Below are 15,775 nucleotides of genomic sequence, written 5' to 3'. Positions count from 1 at the left end.
GGGGGATCGGGTTCTCAAACTCCTGCACTGCGGTCCAGGAAGGTTTCCTCCTTCAGGAACCCCTGATATTCGTGAGTTCCCGCAGGATCGCAAGCTGCTCACGGTTGATGGTGATCAGGAGTTCGATCTCTTCCTTTGCTTTCAGGTTGGTGTCGTAATCGTGCTGGGCCATGGCGGCCGCGATGGCGTCCTGTCGTTTGGCGGCGATCAGAAGGATGGCGCCCTGAAGTCCTGCCAGCATTGAAAGCAGGAGGTTCAGGAGTATGTAGGGGTAGGGGTCCCAGGCTTTCGTCACCAGTGCCCAGGTGTTGATGCCTGCCCAGATCATCATGAAGACGATGAAGCTTCCCACGAACGGCCAGCTTCCCATCCCGTTCCGCATGATGTCCGCAGCGCGCTGCCCCTTGGTAAGGGAAGCCTTGTGTCTGTCGTGCCAAGTCTTTTGTTCGTCGGTCATGTCCCACCCTAAGCCCCGGCCCAGGCAAATGGATGCTCGACGAAAGCGATGGCTATCAGGCTGCCCGCCAGCAGGTAGGCACCTGACAGCCCAAGAGTGGTTCCTTCTCATCGACGAACGCGCCGGCGCCAGGGTGCACAAGATGCCGGCCGCCCATGCGCCGGCATTTTGATGGGCAGCGAAGACTCGCATCCTCCTCAACGTGACTTGGGGTCGCATCGGGCCAGCCTTCTTCCGTGGTCGGCTGGACGGGGAGAGAATGAATTGGATCGCATCGTTCAAGCGGGCAGGTCATGGGCCATGACTGTGGGGGAGAACGGAGACGTGGTGGCTGCTGACGAGGAGATGCCGGTCCTCCTACAGGACGCGGCCGAGTCGTGGGATCTGTTCGGCGCATCCAAGCTTGGCCGTTTGGCGGCTAACGTCGGAGTCCAGCCGGAGATCTTCCCTATCAATTATCCGGAGCATACTGATGCGGCTTGGAGTGTCATCGTCAAAGGCACCGTGCATTCACGGCAACGGGAAATCGACATCGAAGGCGCGAAGATGCTGCCGCTGCACTCCTGGATCCCGACAATCAAGTACATCTTTGTTGAGATCACCCCCGGGGCAGGCCACCGGCCGCAGGTTTGTCACGTGCCAGAAACTAGGCGGTGAAGAGCAGTGTCTGGGTCTCCTCCGGCGCGGTTTGACCGGGTCGTGATCATATTCAATCCGGCCAGCAGCCGTGATTCTGGCGTCTTGGCCGGCCAGTTGTGCGAGGCGTTGGCTCGCAGGCTGCCGGCGATGCCGGTCAGCCTGAGGCCGACCGGCTTCGCCGGGCACGGCAGGGAAATGGCACGCGAAATGGCCTCTGCTGGTCGGCCGTTGATTGTCTCGGTCAGTGGCGACGGCGGGTACAACGAGGTGATCAACGGTGTGATGGATGCCGGGGGCAATGCCGTTTGTGCGGTTATGGCCGGGGGCAACGCCAATGATCACCGGCGCAGCACCCGCCAGATGCCGCTGATCGAGGCCATCGTCGCCGGCGAAGTCCGCCGAATCGATCTCCTGCGGCTGCAGGTAGGGGAAGGGGCCGATGCTTGGACGCGGTACGCCCACTCGTACATCGGATTCGGGCTGACGCCGGCCATGGCCATCGGCATAGCAGCAGGTACGAAGGGAGCACTGTCTGAACTCGTGTCCGTCGCCCGCACCCTGTCAAGCCTCACACCCTTGGAGATTGCGCGTGCGGACGGTGCCCGCGCCAAGTTCGACAGTCTGGTGCTGGCCAACATCCCCTACATGGCCAAATACGGCAAGGTCAGTGAAACAGGGGAACCCAACGACGGATTGTTCGAGGTCATCATGCTTCCTCATGCCAGCAAATGGCGCATGGCGTTGATGACTCTTCGGGCGGTTACCATCGGGCTTGGCGTGCAACAAAGCCTCAACCGCTATGAATTCATCACGCTCGATCCAATTCCACTTCAGATCGACGGTGAAGTCATGCAGATCAGCGCCTACACGTCCGTCCTGGTCGAAGCCCAACACCAGGCCTTGGCCATGCTCGGGTAGACCACGGGCCGCACCGTCGCGGCAACGCTGCAAGCAGCGGCCCGGGGCAGGAGCAACATGCACGAGAGGAAACACTAATGCTGGTAAGTCATTTCCCACCGGCCCGCACAACCGTCCCGAAACCATCCGCATCAGCTTCATCGTCCTGTGGAGCAGCGGCTAGCCACGTTTGTGGAGCATCCGTACCTTGCGGGCGTTGGAGCGGAGTTGGATGATTCTTGCTGCGCCGGCAACCGCTACGACTATTCCCCCTGCGACGCTCGCGATGAACAAGGCCATTCCCAGGGAGAGCGTGCCCTCGAGGCCGAGGAACATTACCCTGGCAGGTTCCTGGTTCTGCAGGATGAAAATGATCAGCAGCACCAGCAGGATAAGGGCCGTGACCACAGCCACCCAGACCACCCCGGACCGTGTTGGCTTCGGCCTTGTCTCAGCCGGAAGGGAACGGGCGGGCCCTGGGGTTGATCCGTTCGGGGGCCTCTGCTCAGGCGGCAGCCCTCCGGGCGTGACTGGTTCCGATGTCATGATTGATCAATTCCTCTCCGTGCACTTCAATTCTCCGCTTTTGCGGCCCGCTGCGCGTAATGGAGGTCCGGCTCAGCGGGGATGCTTCGCATGGGCAACAGTCCAGGCGGTCTCCGACTCCGATGAAGACAGATACGACTACCTTGGAAGCTTCCTCCTCGCTGCCTGGCGTAGCTAAATGCTCTTGCTGTAATTGGGTGGCGCTGATTGCGGCGCGTCGTCTCGCCGAAGGGGAACGAACCAAACCGATATTGCCGCGCGCCACTATATACAGCCGGGCTCCGCCAAGGGATTACAAGTGCTGCGCAGGAGTTTGGGGGAAAATGCACGCGTCCTCTATTGACACGAGTCTGCTGGAAACCGAGAAAAAGAAGTTTGGACAATGTCCGCACTTTGCACCTTCAGACTGGCTCGTACAGCTACGGGACTGGCCCGGGTTTCGCATGTTTTCAGGACTTCCCAGCGTTTGCAGGCCCTGGAATCCCGTTCGAGTCCCACCTCGGGCACGGTAAACCCCCTCGTCAGAGGGTGCCGTTTGTCGCCCGGGAGGCACCCGGCACAACCGAGCCAACGGTGTCCTTAAATCTTGAACCGCTGACGTGTGCGCAGGGTATCCGTCCAGTGACTGCATCGAGCACCAAGACCTCCTGCGGGACCCCGAAAAGCAGGAACCGGGTACAGCTTTAGCCCTTGCTGAAGATCAGGCTGACATTCTGACCGCCAAATCCGAACGAGTTGGAGAGCGCTGCGGGAGATGTTCCGCGGCGTTGTTCGGTGACAATGTCCAGCCCGAGCTCCGGGTCCACGTTTCCCTGGTGAAGATTGCGGGTGGGAGGGATGACTTCCTGTGCGACGCTCCGGACTGCGATGATGGTTCGACTGCGCCGGCGGCTCCGAAGAGATGTCCCAGGGAGGCCTTGGGTGCCGTCACCGGAATGGTGTCGCCGAAGATGGCCTTGATGGCTTTTGCTTCCGCCAGGTCCCCCACGGAGGTGCCGGTCGCGTGGGCGTTGACGTGGCCCACCTCCGCTGGGCTCATGCCGGCGTCGTTGAGTGCTTTGGTGATGGCGGTGATCTGGCCTTCGCCGTCGTCCGCCGGCGCCGTCATGTGGAAGGCATCGGAGGCGATGCCCACGCCGCGCAGGACCGCGTGGACAGTGGCGCCGCGGGCCATGGCGTGCTCGGCACTTTCCAGCACCAGAATGCCTGCGCCTTCGCCCAGGACGAAGCCGTCGCGATCTGAGGCAAAGGGGCGCGATGCGGAAGCTGGGTCCGCTGCAAGTGTTGAGAGAGCCCTCGTTTGCAGGAAGGCAGCGACGGTGAAGGGGGTTATCGCGGCTTCAGCACCGCCGGCAATGGCTACATCAGCTTCACCGGAACGGATCAACCTGGCGGCCAGGACAATTGCTTCGGCGCCCGAGGAACACGCCGAGACCGGAGTGTATGAACCTGCCTTGGCGCCGTAGCGGATGCTGACAGCCGCGGCGGGTCCGTTGGCCATGAGCATCGGTACTGCCCGTGGGGAGACGCGGCGCTGGCCGCGGTTCTCCAAGGTGTCGTCCTCCCGGAGGAGCGTGCCGATTCCGCCCACGCCTGTTCCTACCGCAACAGCCAGTCGGGTGCCGTCAATCTGGGGCGAACCGGCATCTGCCCAAGCTTCTGCCGCGGCAATCAGGGCGGCTTGCTGGACCCGGTCCAGTCTTTTGGCTTCGACGGCGTCAAGTCCGGTGGCTGGGTCGGTGGCCATGGGTGCGGCGATGGTTACGGGGAGCCCGCTGCCCTGCAACATATCCGGCCCGACATCCCGCACGCCTGAAGAGCCCTCAAGCAGCGCGGCCCAGGTCGTGTCGACGGTGCCTCCCAAAGGCGTTGTGGCGCCTATTCCTGTCACAGCGATATCTCGTGCCTTCATGGCAACTCCTTTTCTTGTATGAGATACAAGATATACAGATAGTTGTATGGAGTACAATTTCTTGCATGGTCACAGAACGCAAGGGGAAACGTCTTCCGGGGGGTCCATCGCAAGCTCGTGGCCACTCGACCAGGGGCCGGATCCTGGATAGCGCGGTGAAGCTTTACCTGGCCAACACTTCGGGTGACGTGAGCGTGGCAGCGATCGCTGCCGATGCCGAAGTATTTCCCAACCAGGTGACTTACTACTTCGGTTCCAAAGACTCGCTCTTCATCCACGCAGCTTTCCTGGCATTGCTCCACGATGCGGAACGCGTTGAGGCGATCGGCCACAGTGCAGGGAGCCCCGAGTCATTTCGAAGGAACATGGCCCGCACGGTACTGATGCTCCCGTCCATGCCGTTGGTGGTGCGCGCCTTGGCAGTGGGAACATCCCGGCCTGCTCTGGCGGCTGTAGTGGATCAGCATCTGAATCTGCTGTTCCGCCAGTCTGAGCGCTATCTTGCCCGTCTTATGAAGCACCGGCACTGGGAAGTGCAACGTCCCATGCCTGTGGAAACCAGGACGTTTTGGAGCGCAGCCTTCGGAGCCACCCTCCTGTCACAGGCCGGCGCCACGGGATCGGGGAGCGACGTGGACCTGTCCGGCACACTGACTGTTCGTAGCGGGAGTCCGGGGGAGAATCCCTAGCCAGCGGGCACGACTCCGGGACTTCATGCGGGGTCGTTCATTTGAACGCTGCCGGGCCCATTTTTTGGGCGTGCCAAACGGCGCAGAACGGGCCCCGAAACGGGGGATTCTTGACGCAATTCCGCCGATCCGATCAAGCTCCCCGGTTAAGCTTCTGCCGCAGTTGTTGCAGCGCGAGCTGCACCACGGGCTCGGATCGATGGATCTCCCTGACATTCATCCCGGTAAACTCTTTGACTGCGCGGCGCATACTTTGGACGTCGGTGAATCCGCACTGTGCCGCAATTTCGGAGTAGGTAATGCTGCGGGCATCGGTTTGAAGGAGGAGCTCCAGCGCCTTCCGCGTTCTCAAGGCGCGTATTCGCTCGCCCAAGCGTAGTTCTTCATTCTCAAAAAAGTAGAACAGCGAGCGACGGGAGAGGCTGAACCTTGCGGCGATCATTGACACGTCCAGATTTGGGTTGTCATAGCTGGCCTCAACGTATTTCTTTACCGCCCGACTTAGTGCTGGTTTCTGCGTTTCATCGTCGAGCGGCGTTTCGAGCAGGGAACCCACGAGGGTTGCCATTACGGATCGGAGGATGTCTCCGGTTCCCGATGCTTTGGCGTCGATACCCGGCCGCTTCCAACTCATCAGCGCAGGAATTACGAACGTACCCACAATTGGGTGTTTTGCGAGGTCGGGCGCGCGAAGGAGTGACCGCATTTCGGCCTCCCTCAGATTGAGGCTGCCGCGGTCGATGTTGAGCTGCAGGGCGTGAAAACCTTCGGGCGCATCGAAGCTGCCGCCCAGCGAGGTATCGATGAACCTGACGGCGCCCGGTGAAACCGGCTCTGGCACGCTATCGAGAGCGAGGGTTAGTCCTGTCGCCTTGCGGAAGTAGGCCAGGCGCAGATCGGCGGCGTCGGGATTCGGCGCCCAAAAGCCCAATGCCGGGGAGTTGTGCATTTCTATGAGGCTGAAGCCGGGCCCGGCAAGAGTGAGGGCTGAAGGATTGAAAGATGCAGGAGTCTTAGGTATGGACTTTTCCAGCCGCATTGGTGTTTCGACGGCACTGCCGTACCACTCCCGCCAATGTTCGAACCTTTGTTCGGGATTCAGCCCCTCCGGCACTGCATAGCGTCGCAGACGGCCACTGTTCCCTGTATCGGATTGAGGCATGTCGTCCTCCTTCACCAGCTGACCATCACGGCGGCCTTGGGAGTTGCCACGACGTCTTGAGGAAGCGGGCGGGGTGGCACCAAGACCGGCCAGAAAAGACCTCAACTGTTAGCGATATTTTACCTCTGTATGTACCTTTGACTGGGGCAGCCCGGTTGCCAAGTCATTGAACCGGTAAGGGGCGAGGACATATTCGACGGCCAAGATGCTGGCCCCAACCACTCCAGCTTTCGGCCCGGTTTCGGATTGGGTGATATTCAGGCGCTGGGTCGCCAAGGGCGTTGAGCGTGCATAGACCGTTTCGCGAATCCCTGCGATCAGATGTTCCCCGGATTGCGCAAGCGATCCACCGACGACAATCAGCGAGGGGTTGATAAAGCTCACACACATGTTGAGCATTTCCCCGATGTCGCGACCAGCCTGGCGGACCGCTTGGATGGCAGCCAAATCACCGGAACGAACGAGCGCGACGACGTCACTTCCGGTGGTTGCCTCGAGTCCGTTCTCGCGGAGCTGGGCGGCTATGGCCGGGGCGCCTGCGATGGCTTCCAGGCAGGCGCTCTTGCCACAGCGACATAGAATACCTGCCCCGCGGGAAACAGCGATATGGCCGACGTCTCCAGCCACGCCTGCAGCCCCACGCTGTAATTCTCCTCCACTGACCACCCCGGAGCCGATACCGGTCGCGACCTTGAGGAAGATCATGTTGTCCTCGTTGGGCCAGCGTGTCGCCCGCTCGCCGAGGGCCATGAGGTTGACGTCGTTGTCAACCAGTACGGGAACGTCAAAGGTTTGCTGAACGTAACCGGGAACATCGAATCCGTCCCATCCCGGCATGATCGGCGGGCTGGTTGGCTTTCCGGTGGAGTATTCAACGGGACCGGGTAGCCCGATACCGACGGCGATGACATCCGCCGTCGGACGCTCCAGCACTTTCAAGAGTCTCTTCAGCGCCATCAACAGCCAGTCCAGAACAGCTTCTGGTCCACTTGAGATTTCAATCCGTTCAGTGGTTTCCACGAGCACCGTCCCTGACAGGTCCGTGACAGCCACGGTGGCGTGTGTGGCGCCGACGTCAGCTGCAGCGGCCAACCTTGCACCCGGGTTGAAGGCTAGTCGCGCTGAGGGGCGGCCCCCAGTGGAGGGTGCACCAGATGCGGGTACAACCAATCCAAGTTTTAGCAGTGGCTCAAGGCGAGCACTGATGGCAGCCCGCCCCAGGCCGGTTATCCCAGCCAGGTCTGCTCTGGTTCGAGGGCGTCCGTCACGCAGGATCTGCAGAAGTCCGCCGGGTCCGCCGTTGTCCATGTCTCTCCAATTCGGGGGGGCTCGAAGGAGGTGAATGGTGAGACTGAGGTCTCGACGCATCACGCTCACAGGACCCTGGGGCCCTTATCTCCACCCAGTGTCGAGCTGCTCACTCGTCCCCGTCCACCCGGCGATGTCCTAAGCATCAAAAAGTGCAACTTGTGCAGGTGTTCCAGCGCCGTCAGCGTCAAAAGGTGCAGACTTTTGCTGATCCACTGACCAAAGCCCGTTGCTGCGTGTCACTGTTTCGGCATGGAAAAAGACAGAACCACGACAGCCCCCTCCCGGTTACGGGCCGGGTTCGTCGGCGCCGGGTTCATGGCCGAGGTGCACAGCAGAGCCGCCCGTGCAGCAGGGGCGGAAATCGCCGGCATCGCGTCCTCCAGCCCGGCCAGCGCCCACCGCGCCAAAGACCGCCTGGGTGTGCAGCAGGCGTACGCGTCCGTCCAGGACCTCATCGAGGACGGGACGATTGACGTCATCCACATCTGCACCCCGAACGCCACCCACCACGCACTGGCCGAGGCAGCGCTGCAAGCAGGCAAGCATGTTGTCTGTGAGAAGCCTCTGGCTACCAACGTGCAGGATGCCAGCCGTCTTGTGGAGCTAGCCGCCGCGGCAGGAACGGTTGCGACCGTTCCCTTCGTGTACCGGTTCCATCCGATGATCCGGGAAGCCCGGGAACGCATTGCATCGGGCCAAACAGGCCGGATCTCCACGGTTCAGGGTTCCTATCTCCAGGATTGGCTTCTGTCCCGGGACGACGACAACTGGCGGGTGGACGCCGGTCTCGGTGGCCCTTCGCGGGCGTTCGCCGACATCGGCTCCCATCTGTGCGATCTGCTGGAATTCGTGAGCGGGGACCGGATTACACGGGTCGGGGCCCTGAGCCGCACTTTCTTCTCCGGCCGGGCAAATCACAAGGACATCCAGACCGAGGACCTCGTTGCGGCCGTGTTCGCCACTGAAGGCGGGACCGTGGGAAACCTCCTGGTCAGCCAGGTTGCGCCTGGACGGAAGAACCGCCTGATGATCGAGATTTCGGGTGCGGAGAGCACCCTTCAGTTCGACCAGGAAGCCCCGGAGACATTGTGGCTTGGTAAACGGACGGGTTCACAGTTGCTTGTCCGCGACCCGGACGCGCTTAGCCCTGAAGCGGCACGGCTCAGTGTCCTGCCGGCAGGACATCCGCAGGGTTATCAGGACGCTTTCAATGCATTCGTCGCCGATACCTATGCCGCAATCAACGGAGACATCCGCGATGGCCTGCCCACATTTAGGGACGGCCTCAGGTCAGCCCTCCTGACCGAAAGCATCATCGAATCGAGCAAGGGCGGCGAGTGGGTCGCCGTCCCGGACGTCAAAGAACCAGAAGGAGTTAGGTAAATGAAAATTATCCAGGTAGGCCTGGGCGCATGGGGCGCTTCATGGCTGAACGTGATTCACCAAAGCAAGACCTGGGAACTGGCCGGCGTTGTCGATGTCAACCCGGAGGCGGCGCGGGCCGCGGCTGAACAGTACGGAATCCCCGCCTACGCCACGATCGAGGAAGCGTTGAACCACAAGGAAACGTTCGACGCTGTCCTGGTCATCGTTCCGCCCGAGTATCATGCAGCCGTGGCGATCCCGGCCCTGGAAGCCGGCGTACACACCCTGATTGAGAAGCCGCTTGCCCACAACCTTGAAGACGGCATCCGGATTATCGAGGCGGCAGAGAAATACGGCAAGCACGCCATGGTGTCGCAGAACTACCGTTTCAAGCGCGCCGCACGGACCGTTCAGCGCCTCATCCGCGACGGGGTCATCGGAGACCTCGAGCACGTGTTCATCGACTACAAGAAAAACCCGCCGTTTGAAGGATTCCGTCTCGAAATGGACGAGCCCCTGATCGTGGACGCCATGATCCATCACCTCGACCAACTCCGCGGGATCGTCGGTGTCGAACCCACCGCGGTCCGTGCACGGTCCTGGAACACGGGCACCTCACGATTCAAAGGCAACGCGTCCGCGGTGGTGCAGTTCGACTGCGACAACGGTGCCCGCGTTGTCTATACCGGTTCATGGAGCTCTTACGGCCCGCAGACCAGCTGGGACGGCGACTGGGAAATCCAAGGCAGCAAGGGCGCCATCACGTGGAAGAACAACGAAGTCACCATCAACTTCGCCTCACTGTTCGACACCGTGTTCCTCGCCGGCGCAGTGGAACGCTCCGGCGTCATGCACGTGGACCTGGACCCCTTGCCGGTCGAGGAACGGCTGGGCACTCTCGCAGCGTTCCGGGACGCCATCGAAACGGGGCACAAAGCTGAGACGGACGTCACCGACAACATCCAGAGCCTGCAGCTCGTCATGGCCACCGCGGACTCCGCCCGCCAAGACGGCGCACCCATTCCCCTGAAGACCAACGCCGAACTCATCGGCAGCCACTAGCACTTCCGACCCGAGGAAGTGTCGAATTGACTGGAGATACAACCATGCAGCCACAAACAGCCACCGGTTCCGCCGGTCCGGTTTCCGGGAAGGCTGGCCCCGGAAAATCCCAAGAGGAGTCACGTTCACGGCTTTCCGGTGTCGGCGATTTCATCGGTGCCCAGGGCCTGCTCGTCGTCGTACTGCTCTTCGGTGTACTGCTGACGTTCCTCAGCCCGGTATTCCTGACCACGGTCAACCTCGTAAATCTGCTGTACCAGTGCACCATCCTCGGTGTGTTCGCCATCGGCATGACCTTCGTGATCCTGACCGGCGGCATCGACGTCTCGGTTGGATCGACCGCAGCCCTGTCGTCCGTGCTGTCCATGGGCGTGATCGTCAACATGAACATGCCGCCGGCAGTTGGGCTACTGACCGGTCTGGTGGTCGGCGCCGGAGTCGGTGCAGTGAACGGACTGATGGTCACGAAGCTGGGAATATCCCCGCTGATCGCGACCCTGGCAACACTCTCCGCCGGGTCGGGAATAGCCTTTGCCTACTCCGACGGCGGCAACATCACACCCGTTCCGAAGGTGCTCACCGATATGGTCAGCGCCAAAATCGCAGGAATTCCCCTGCTGATACCAGCCGTTCTGGTGCTGGCCTTCCTGGCTCATCTGGTCCTGACCCGTACCACCTATGGACGCTCCATCTACGCCGTTGGCGGCAACAAAGAGGCAGCCCTGCTGGCGGGCATCCGCGTTGACCGCGTCACGATGAACGCCTACATCGTCGCCGGTCTGTCTGCGGGCATGGCCGGGCTCCTGCTCACGGGCCGGCTGGCTTCCGGAAGCCCACGTGCCGGCGACGGCATTGAACTGACCGTCATCGCAGCGGTGGTCATAGGCGGAACCAGCCTCTTCGGCGGCCAGGGAAACATCAAGGGCACCCTGCTCGGTGTGCTGTTGATCGCGATGGTTTCCAACGCCGTGAACCTGCTCGGCATCCCCTCGTCCTATGACCGGATTGTCCAAGGCGTCGTCATCTTCGCCGCCGCCGCCCTGGACGTTTACCGCTACAAGTACGTCCAAAAGAACCTGTCAAGGAAACGCAAGATCGGGCCGCCGCCGTCGAAGGACTCCAACGGGACCCGCACACAGCACACCGGGTCCGGCACGCCGCAGACCACCGGAACGCCAGCCTGACACCTCACCCGTTACCCCGCTCAGCTGGCATATCTGAGCACCAGCGGAATCATCAAAAGAAAGAGTAAGTCAATGAAGACCTCACCCAAACTGGCGGTCCTCGCGGTAATCTCCGCCGCCGCCATCGCCCTGAGCGGCTGCGGTGCATCCAGCGCCGCGCAGGGAACAAGCGACGGAACGAAGACAAAGAAAATCGCCGTCCTGCTGTACAGCCAGAGTTTTGAATTCATGGTTGCCCTCGGCCAGGGCGTGAAGGATAAGGCGAAGGAACTCGGCGTGGAAGTCACAGTCCTTGACGCCAAGGGTGACTCCAGCACCCAGATAAGCCAGATCCAGGACCAGCTCGCCCAAGGCGTGGACGGCATCGTTCTTAGCCCGAATAACTCTGCTGAGCTGGTTCCTGGAGTCCAGATGATCCACGACGCCGGAAAAACCGTCACCACTGTTGACTCGGTGATCCCGGGCGACATCGCCGACGCTGCCGTTGCCTTCGATAACGAAAAGGCCGGCAAACTCGGTGCTGAAGCTTTGGCCAAACTGATGGGAAACAAGGGGACCGTCCTTGAATACCAAGGAGCCAAGGGTGCCTACCACGCGATTCTGCGCGGCAAAGGCTTCACCGGGGGCATCAAGCAGTACCCCGACATCAAGGTAATCGGCCGTGACGCACAGTGGACCGCAGATAACGCATTGTCCCTGACCGTTGACAACTTCACCGCCGACTCGAGCATCAACGGCCTCTTCAGCCACAACGACGAAATGGTGCGTGGCATCGTTTCCGGCCTCTCACAGATCAACAAGGACGCTCCGGTCGGAGCAGCGAACCACATCCCGCTGGTTGGAGTCGACGGTACTCCGCTCGCCCTGGACCGCATCCGCAGCGGTATTCAGGACGCCACGATGGACCAGAACCCGTTCGAGATGGGAGCACTGGCCCTTCAGGCCGAGGTTGATCTGCTGGACGGCAAGCAGGTCCCCAAGATGCAGCTGACAGACACCAAGCTCATCACCAAAGAGAACGTCGATGACCCCACGCTCTGGGGCAACATCTTCAAAGACTAGAGCCCCAAACCATAGGCGGCCGGGCCGAGCCCCCCGCTCGGTCCGGCCCAACCAAGCAATTCCACTTCAAGGAGAAACATGTCCCGCTTCAAGTATTCCTACAACGCCATCGTCTACTACCAGGAAGACATCGCCAAAGGCATCGACCGCGTCGCGCGCTACGGCTACGACGCCATCGAACTGGTAGGAGAGCCGGCAACGCACGACGTCGAGGAAATCAACAAGCTGACCAACGACGCCGGTATTGACGTCAGCTCCATCTGCAGCATCTGGTTCGGGGAGGAACGCGACCTGATCAACCCCAGCGCTGCAAACCGGCAGAAGGCCCTGGACTACGGCAAGTCGGTGGCCGACTTCGCCGCCGCTGTCGGAGCCCCAACCATCATCGTCGGCCCGTCCCCAGTGGGTAAGACCGAAGCGTTGGCAAGCGACGAACAGGAATGGGACTGGGCCGTGGAGAACGTCCGCACGCTCGGCGAATATGCGGCCAGCGTTGGCATCAACATCACCCTGGAGCCGTGGAACCGCTACGAGACACATTTCCTGAACCGGCTGGACCGCGCCGTTGAGCTTCTCGACGCTACCGGTCTGAAAAACGCCGGCGTGCACGGTGACCTCTTCCACATGAACATCGAAGAAGACACCATCCACGGCGCCTTCGCCCGTGCCGGCAGCAAGGTCAACCACGTCCACCTGGCCGATTCAAACCGTGCCGCCCCGGGCGTAGGACACATCGACTTCCGTCCCACCCTGCAGACGCTGAAGGACATCAACTTCGACGGCTACCTGACCTTCGAGCTCCTTCCCGCCGCGTCGAACCCCTTCGCCATGATGGCACGAGGCGGGCACCTGGAGTTCCTGGACCCTTACACCGAAAAGGCCATCAACGAAATGAAGAAGCTGGAACAGGAGCTGTGGCCCAATGAGTAAATATGAGTTCGGCGTTAGCACCTTCATCCTGGTCTCCCCGTTCACCGATCAGGACGTCGATCAATTCGACGTCGCAAAGGAGATGGGCTACGACCTGATCGAGGTCTGCATTGAAGACCCTGCCGTGGTCAGCGCAGAAGCACTCAAGGAAGCCTCGGAACGAACCGGACTGCCCGTGTCCATATGCGGCGCGTTCGGACCGGACCGCGACGTCTCGCATGAGGACCCGCAGAAGCGGCGGCAGGGCATCGACTACCTGAAACTCTGCGTTGACATCGCCCAAGCCGTGGGATCACCCCACGTGGCGGGACCGATGTACTCCGCTACCGGCAAAGCACGGCTGCTTCCCCCCGGGGAACGCCAGCAGCAGCGCCAGTGGGCGGCCGACAGCCTGCGTGAAGTAGCCGACTACGCCTCCGAACGCAGCATCACCTTGGCCATAGAACCGCTCAACCGGTTCGAAACCGACCTGGTCAACACCGTCGAACAGGGTCTGGAATTGTGTGAGCTCATCGGCCGGGACAACGTCGGGCTGATGCTGGACACCTTCCACATGAACATTGAAGAGAAGAACATCGGTGCGGCCATCACCTCTGCCGGTGACAAGGTCTTCCACTTCCAGGTGTCAGAAAACGACCGCGGAACGCCCGGCAGCGGACATGTGCCGTGGTCCGAGACTTTCGACGCACTGAAAACGATCGACTACCAGGGTTCCATTGTTGTCGAGTCGTTCCTTCCCACGGTCGAGGAAATCGCCAAAGCCGTTTCGCTCTGGCGGCCAGTGGCACCCTCCATGGACGCGTTGGCCAGGGACGGACTCACCTTCCTCAGGAGGGAATTGCCGTGATCGAAATGCCCGGACGCGCTCCAGCAATTGTTGAAGCACGCAACCTAGTAAAACTGTTTCCGGGCGTCGTCGCCCTCTCCGGCATGAACTTTGAGCTTCATGCCGGAGAGGTGCACTGCGTCTGCGGCGAAAACGGAGCCGGAAAGTCAACGCTGATCAAGACCCTCAGCGGGTTTTACACGCCCGATGAAGGCGGCGTGTACGTGGATGGCGAACTCATGCCCTCCAGCACGGTGGCCTCCAAGGCCGCCGGCATTGCCACTATCTACCAGGAGCACAACCTGGTCCCGGACCTGTCGGTGGCCGAAAATGTCCTTTTGGGAAACTGGGGCGGACGCAACGGCATCCTCTCCCGCCGCGAGATCCGCCGCCGCGCACGCAAGGCCCTTGACCAGGTCGCACCCCACCTGAACCTTGACACCCCTGCCATGGCCCTCTCAACGGTGGACGGTCAAATGGTGGAGATCGCGCGCGCAATAGCCCAGGACGCGAGAGTCATCATCATGGACGAGCCCACCACTGCTCTGACCGAGCAGGACGTTGAGAAGCTGTACAAGTTGGTCAACGAACTGCGGGCCAAAGGCCTGGCGATCATGTACGTTTCTCACAAATTGGAGGAAGTCTTCACCCTGGCCGACCGGATCACCGTCATCCGCGAAGGCAAAACGGTGGCCTCATCCGTTCCAGCAGATCAACTCGATGCCCGTTCCGTTGTGCAGTTGATGGTGGGCAAGGACGTTGACCTCTATGAGCACATTCCCCGCGAACGTGGTGAACTTATTCTTGAAGCGCGGGGTCTAAGCCTCGCCGGCGCGTTTGAAGACGTGAACCTCCAGCTGCACGCAGGGGAGATTGTTGGACTTGCAGGGCTCGTCGGAGCTGGCCGGACCGAGGTCGCCCGGTGTATATACGGGGCCGACAAGGCCGACGCCGGGACAGTTGAGGTAAACGGCCGGAAACTGAATCTTCGTAGTGCCTCTGCCGGCATCGACGCCGGCATCGCCCTCGTCCCGGAGGAGCGAAAATTGCAGGCCATCATTCCCATGTTGTCCATTCGCGAAAACACCACACTGACCCTCCTGAAGCAGGTCAGTAAATGGGGCGTACTGCAGCGGGGCTACGAAAAGAAGATGGTCAGCGGCTACATCAAGGAACTCGATGTCAGGACCCCATCTGCGGAAACGCCGATACAGTCACTCTCCGGCGGCAACCAGCAAAAGGTCATCATCGCACGCTGCCTGGCAAGCAACCCCAAGGTCCTCATTCTGGACGAGCCAACTAAGGGCATCGACATCGGGGCGAAGGCCGAAATCCACCGCCTGATCGAACAGTTGGCCCGCAGAGGCGTGGCTGTACTCGTCATCTCAAGCGAGCTCCCCGAACTCCTCGAGCTCTCCGACAGAGTGATGGTCATGAGGGCCGGCCGGGTAGTGGCTGAGCTGGACAAGGCACAAGCAACCAAAGAAAACGTCATCGCTTACGCCGCGGCCTAAGCGATCCCTCCAGAATGGAACAACCATGACCGACCAACAGACCCGGCCGTTCACCCTGTTCACTGGCCAGTGGGCCGACCTCCCCTTCGAGGAAGTCGCCCGCCTTGCCTCGGGCTGGGGCTACGACGGCCTGGAAATCGCCGTCTCCGGAGACCACCTGGACGCCTGGCGCTGGGACGAACCCGGCTACGTCGAGTCCAAACTCGCCGTCCTGGAAAA

Annotated in this window: 14 protein-coding genes and 2 pseudogenes; 11 read left to right on the top strand and 5 right to left on the bottom strand. The window is 61.2% G+C overall.

Translation table 11 applies throughout. From position 1 onward, the window contains the following. Positions 1–52: 52 nt before the first annotated feature. Entirely contained in the window at positions 53–457 is a 405-nt protein-coding gene (locus ABIE18_RS21055; protein WP_499724458.1) for a DUF1003 domain-containing protein, read from the bottom strand. A 327-nt stretch (positions 458–784) separates the two neighbouring features. Between ABIE18_RS21055 and ABIE18_RS21050 the strand changes: the two genes are divergently transcribed. Together ABIE18_RS21050 and ABIE18_RS21045 are read left to right on the top strand one after the other, a co-directional pair. After that, positions 785–1,114, top strand: a complete 330-nt coding sequence (locus ABIE18_RS21050; protein WP_499724457.1) for a hypothetical protein — start codon at positions 785–787, stop codon at positions 1,112–1,114. 42 nt (positions 1,115–1,156) lie between these two features. Then, on the top strand, positions 1,157–2,014 hold the full coding sequence (locus ABIE18_RS21045; RefSeq protein WP_499724456.1) for a diacylglycerol/lipid kinase family protein: 858 nt from the start codon (positions 1,157–1,159) through the stop codon (positions 2,012–2,014). Positions 2,015–2,173: 159 nt separating this feature from the next. Here ABIE18_RS21045 and ABIE18_RS21040 read toward each other — a convergent pair whose 3' ends face one another. Further along, on the bottom strand, positions 2,174–2,539 hold the full coding sequence (locus ABIE18_RS21040) for a LapA family protein (protein WP_499724455.1): 366 nt from the start codon (positions 2,537–2,539) through the stop codon (positions 2,174–2,176). A gap of 683 nt (positions 2,540–3,222) precedes the next feature. After that, positions 3,223–4,451, bottom strand: a pseudogene (locus tag ABIE18_RS21035) (beta-ketoacyl-[acyl-carrier-protein] synthase family protein). 155 nt (positions 4,452–4,606) lie between these two features. Between ABIE18_RS21035 and ABIE18_RS21030 the strand changes: the two are divergent. Further along, a complete protein-coding gene (locus tag ABIE18_RS21030) occupies positions 4,607–5,140 on the top strand; it encodes a TetR/AcrR family transcriptional regulator C-terminal domain-containing protein (protein WP_499724454.1) in 534 nt (177 codons plus the stop codon). A 133-nt stretch (positions 5,141–5,273) separates the two neighbouring features. Here ABIE18_RS21030 and ABIE18_RS21025 read toward each other — a convergent pair whose 3' ends face one another. Both ABIE18_RS21025 and ABIE18_RS21020 read right to left on the bottom strand, forming a co-directional pair. Then, a complete protein-coding gene (locus tag ABIE18_RS21025; RefSeq protein ID WP_499724453.1) occupies positions 5,274–6,317 on the bottom strand; it encodes a helix-turn-helix domain-containing protein in 1,044 nt (347 codons plus the stop codon). 93 nt (positions 6,318–6,410) lie between these two features. Further along, complete coding sequence (locus ABIE18_RS21020; RefSeq protein WP_499724452.1) at positions 6,411–7,610, bottom strand: ROK family protein; 1,200 nt, start codon at positions 7,608–7,610, stop codon at positions 6,411–6,413. Between the two features lie 252 nt (positions 7,611–7,862). Between ABIE18_RS21020 and ABIE18_RS21015 the strand changes: the two genes are divergently transcribed. The 8 genes and pseudogenes from ABIE18_RS21015 to ABIE18_RS20980 all read left to right on the top strand — a co-directional run. Further along, entirely contained in the window at positions 7,863–8,996 is a 1,134-nt protein-coding gene (locus tag ABIE18_RS21015) for a Gfo/Idh/MocA family protein (protein ID WP_499724451.1), read from the top strand. Beyond that, positions 8,997–10,040, top strand: a complete 1,044-nt coding sequence (locus tag ABIE18_RS21010) for a Gfo/Idh/MocA family protein (protein ID WP_499724450.1) — start codon at positions 8,997–8,999, stop codon at positions 10,038–10,040. Between the two features lie 44 nt (positions 10,041–10,084). Beyond that, on the top strand, positions 10,085–11,224 hold the full coding sequence (locus tag ABIE18_RS21005) for an ABC transporter permease (protein ID WP_499724449.1): 1,140 nt from the start codon (positions 10,085–10,087) through the stop codon (positions 11,222–11,224). Positions 11,225–11,296: 72 nt separating this feature from the next. After that, positions 11,297–12,286: a sugar ABC transporter substrate-binding protein gene (locus ABIE18_RS21000; protein WP_499724448.1), complete on the top strand. Its 990-nt coding sequence runs from the start codon at positions 11,297–11,299 to the stop codon at positions 12,284–12,286. 78 nt (positions 12,287–12,364) lie between these two features. After that, positions 12,365–13,216: a TIM barrel protein gene (locus ABIE18_RS20995; protein WP_477513437.1), complete on the top strand. Its 852-nt coding sequence runs from the start codon at positions 12,365–12,367 to the stop codon at positions 13,214–13,216. Then, entirely contained in the window at positions 13,209–14,063 is an 855-nt protein-coding gene (locus ABIE18_RS20990; RefSeq protein WP_499724447.1) for a sugar phosphate isomerase/epimerase family protein, read from the top strand. Before ABIE18_RS20995 ends, ABIE18_RS20990 begins: the two co-directional genes overlap by 8 nt. A gap of 5 nt (positions 14,064–14,068) precedes the next feature. Further along, positions 14,069–15,556, top strand: a complete 1,488-nt coding sequence (locus ABIE18_RS20985) for a sugar ABC transporter ATP-binding protein (RefSeq protein WP_499724484.1) — start codon at positions 14,069–14,071, stop codon at positions 15,554–15,556. Positions 15,557–15,581: 25 nt separating this feature from the next. Continuing rightward, positions 15,582–15,775 (top strand): annotated as a pseudogene (locus tag ABIE18_RS20980) (sugar phosphate isomerase/epimerase); the annotation flags it as partial.

The organism is Arthrobacter sp. 2762 (genome assembly GCF_040548745.1).
In the GTDB taxonomy this organism is placed as follows: domain Bacteria; phylum Actinomycetota; class Actinomycetes; order Actinomycetales; family Micrococcaceae; genus Arthrobacter.
Note: the sequence above shows the minus strand (reverse complement) of the source record. Positions and strands in the feature narration are given on the sequence as shown.

What these genes read in the sequence shown, in the direction of transcription:
- ABIE18_RS21020 (WP_499724452.1), bottom strand. Translation starts at nt 7,610, where the DNA reads ATGGACAACGGCGGACCCGGCGGACTTCTGCAGATCCTGCGTGACGGA.
- ABIE18_RS21000 (WP_499724448.1), top strand. Translation starts at nt 11,297, where the DNA reads ATGAAGACCTCACCCAAACTGGCGGTCCTCGCGGTAATCTCCGCCGCC.
- ABIE18_RS20995 (WP_477513437.1), top strand. Translation starts at nt 12,365, where the DNA reads ATGTCCCGCTTCAAGTATTCCTACAACGCCATCGTCTACTACCAGGAA.
- ABIE18_RS21005 (WP_499724449.1), top strand. Translation starts at nt 10,085, where the DNA reads ATGCAGCCACAAACAGCCACCGGTTCCGCCGGTCCGGTTTCCGGGAAG.
- ABIE18_RS20985 (WP_499724484.1), top strand. Translation starts at nt 14,069, where the DNA reads ATGCCCGGACGCGCTCCAGCAATTGTTGAAGCACGCAACCTAGTAAAA.
- ABIE18_RS21055 (WP_499724458.1), bottom strand. Translation starts at nt 457, where the DNA reads ATGACCGACGAACAAAAGACTTGGCACGACAGACACAAGGCTTCCCTT.
- ABIE18_RS21040 (WP_499724455.1), bottom strand. Translation starts at nt 2,539, where the DNA reads ATGACATCGGAACCAGTCACGCCCGGAGGGCTGCCGCCTGAGCAGAGG.
- ABIE18_RS20990 (WP_499724447.1), top strand. Translation starts at nt 13,209, where the DNA reads ATGAGTAAATATGAGTTCGGCGTTAGCACCTTCATCCTGGTCTCCCCG.
- ABIE18_RS21015 (WP_499724451.1), top strand. Translation starts at nt 7,863, where the DNA reads ATGGAAAAAGACAGAACCACGACAGCCCCCTCCCGGTTACGGGCCGGG.
- ABIE18_RS21010 (WP_499724450.1), top strand. Translation starts at nt 8,997, where the DNA reads ATGAAAATTATCCAGGTAGGCCTGGGCGCATGGGGCGCTTCATGGCTG.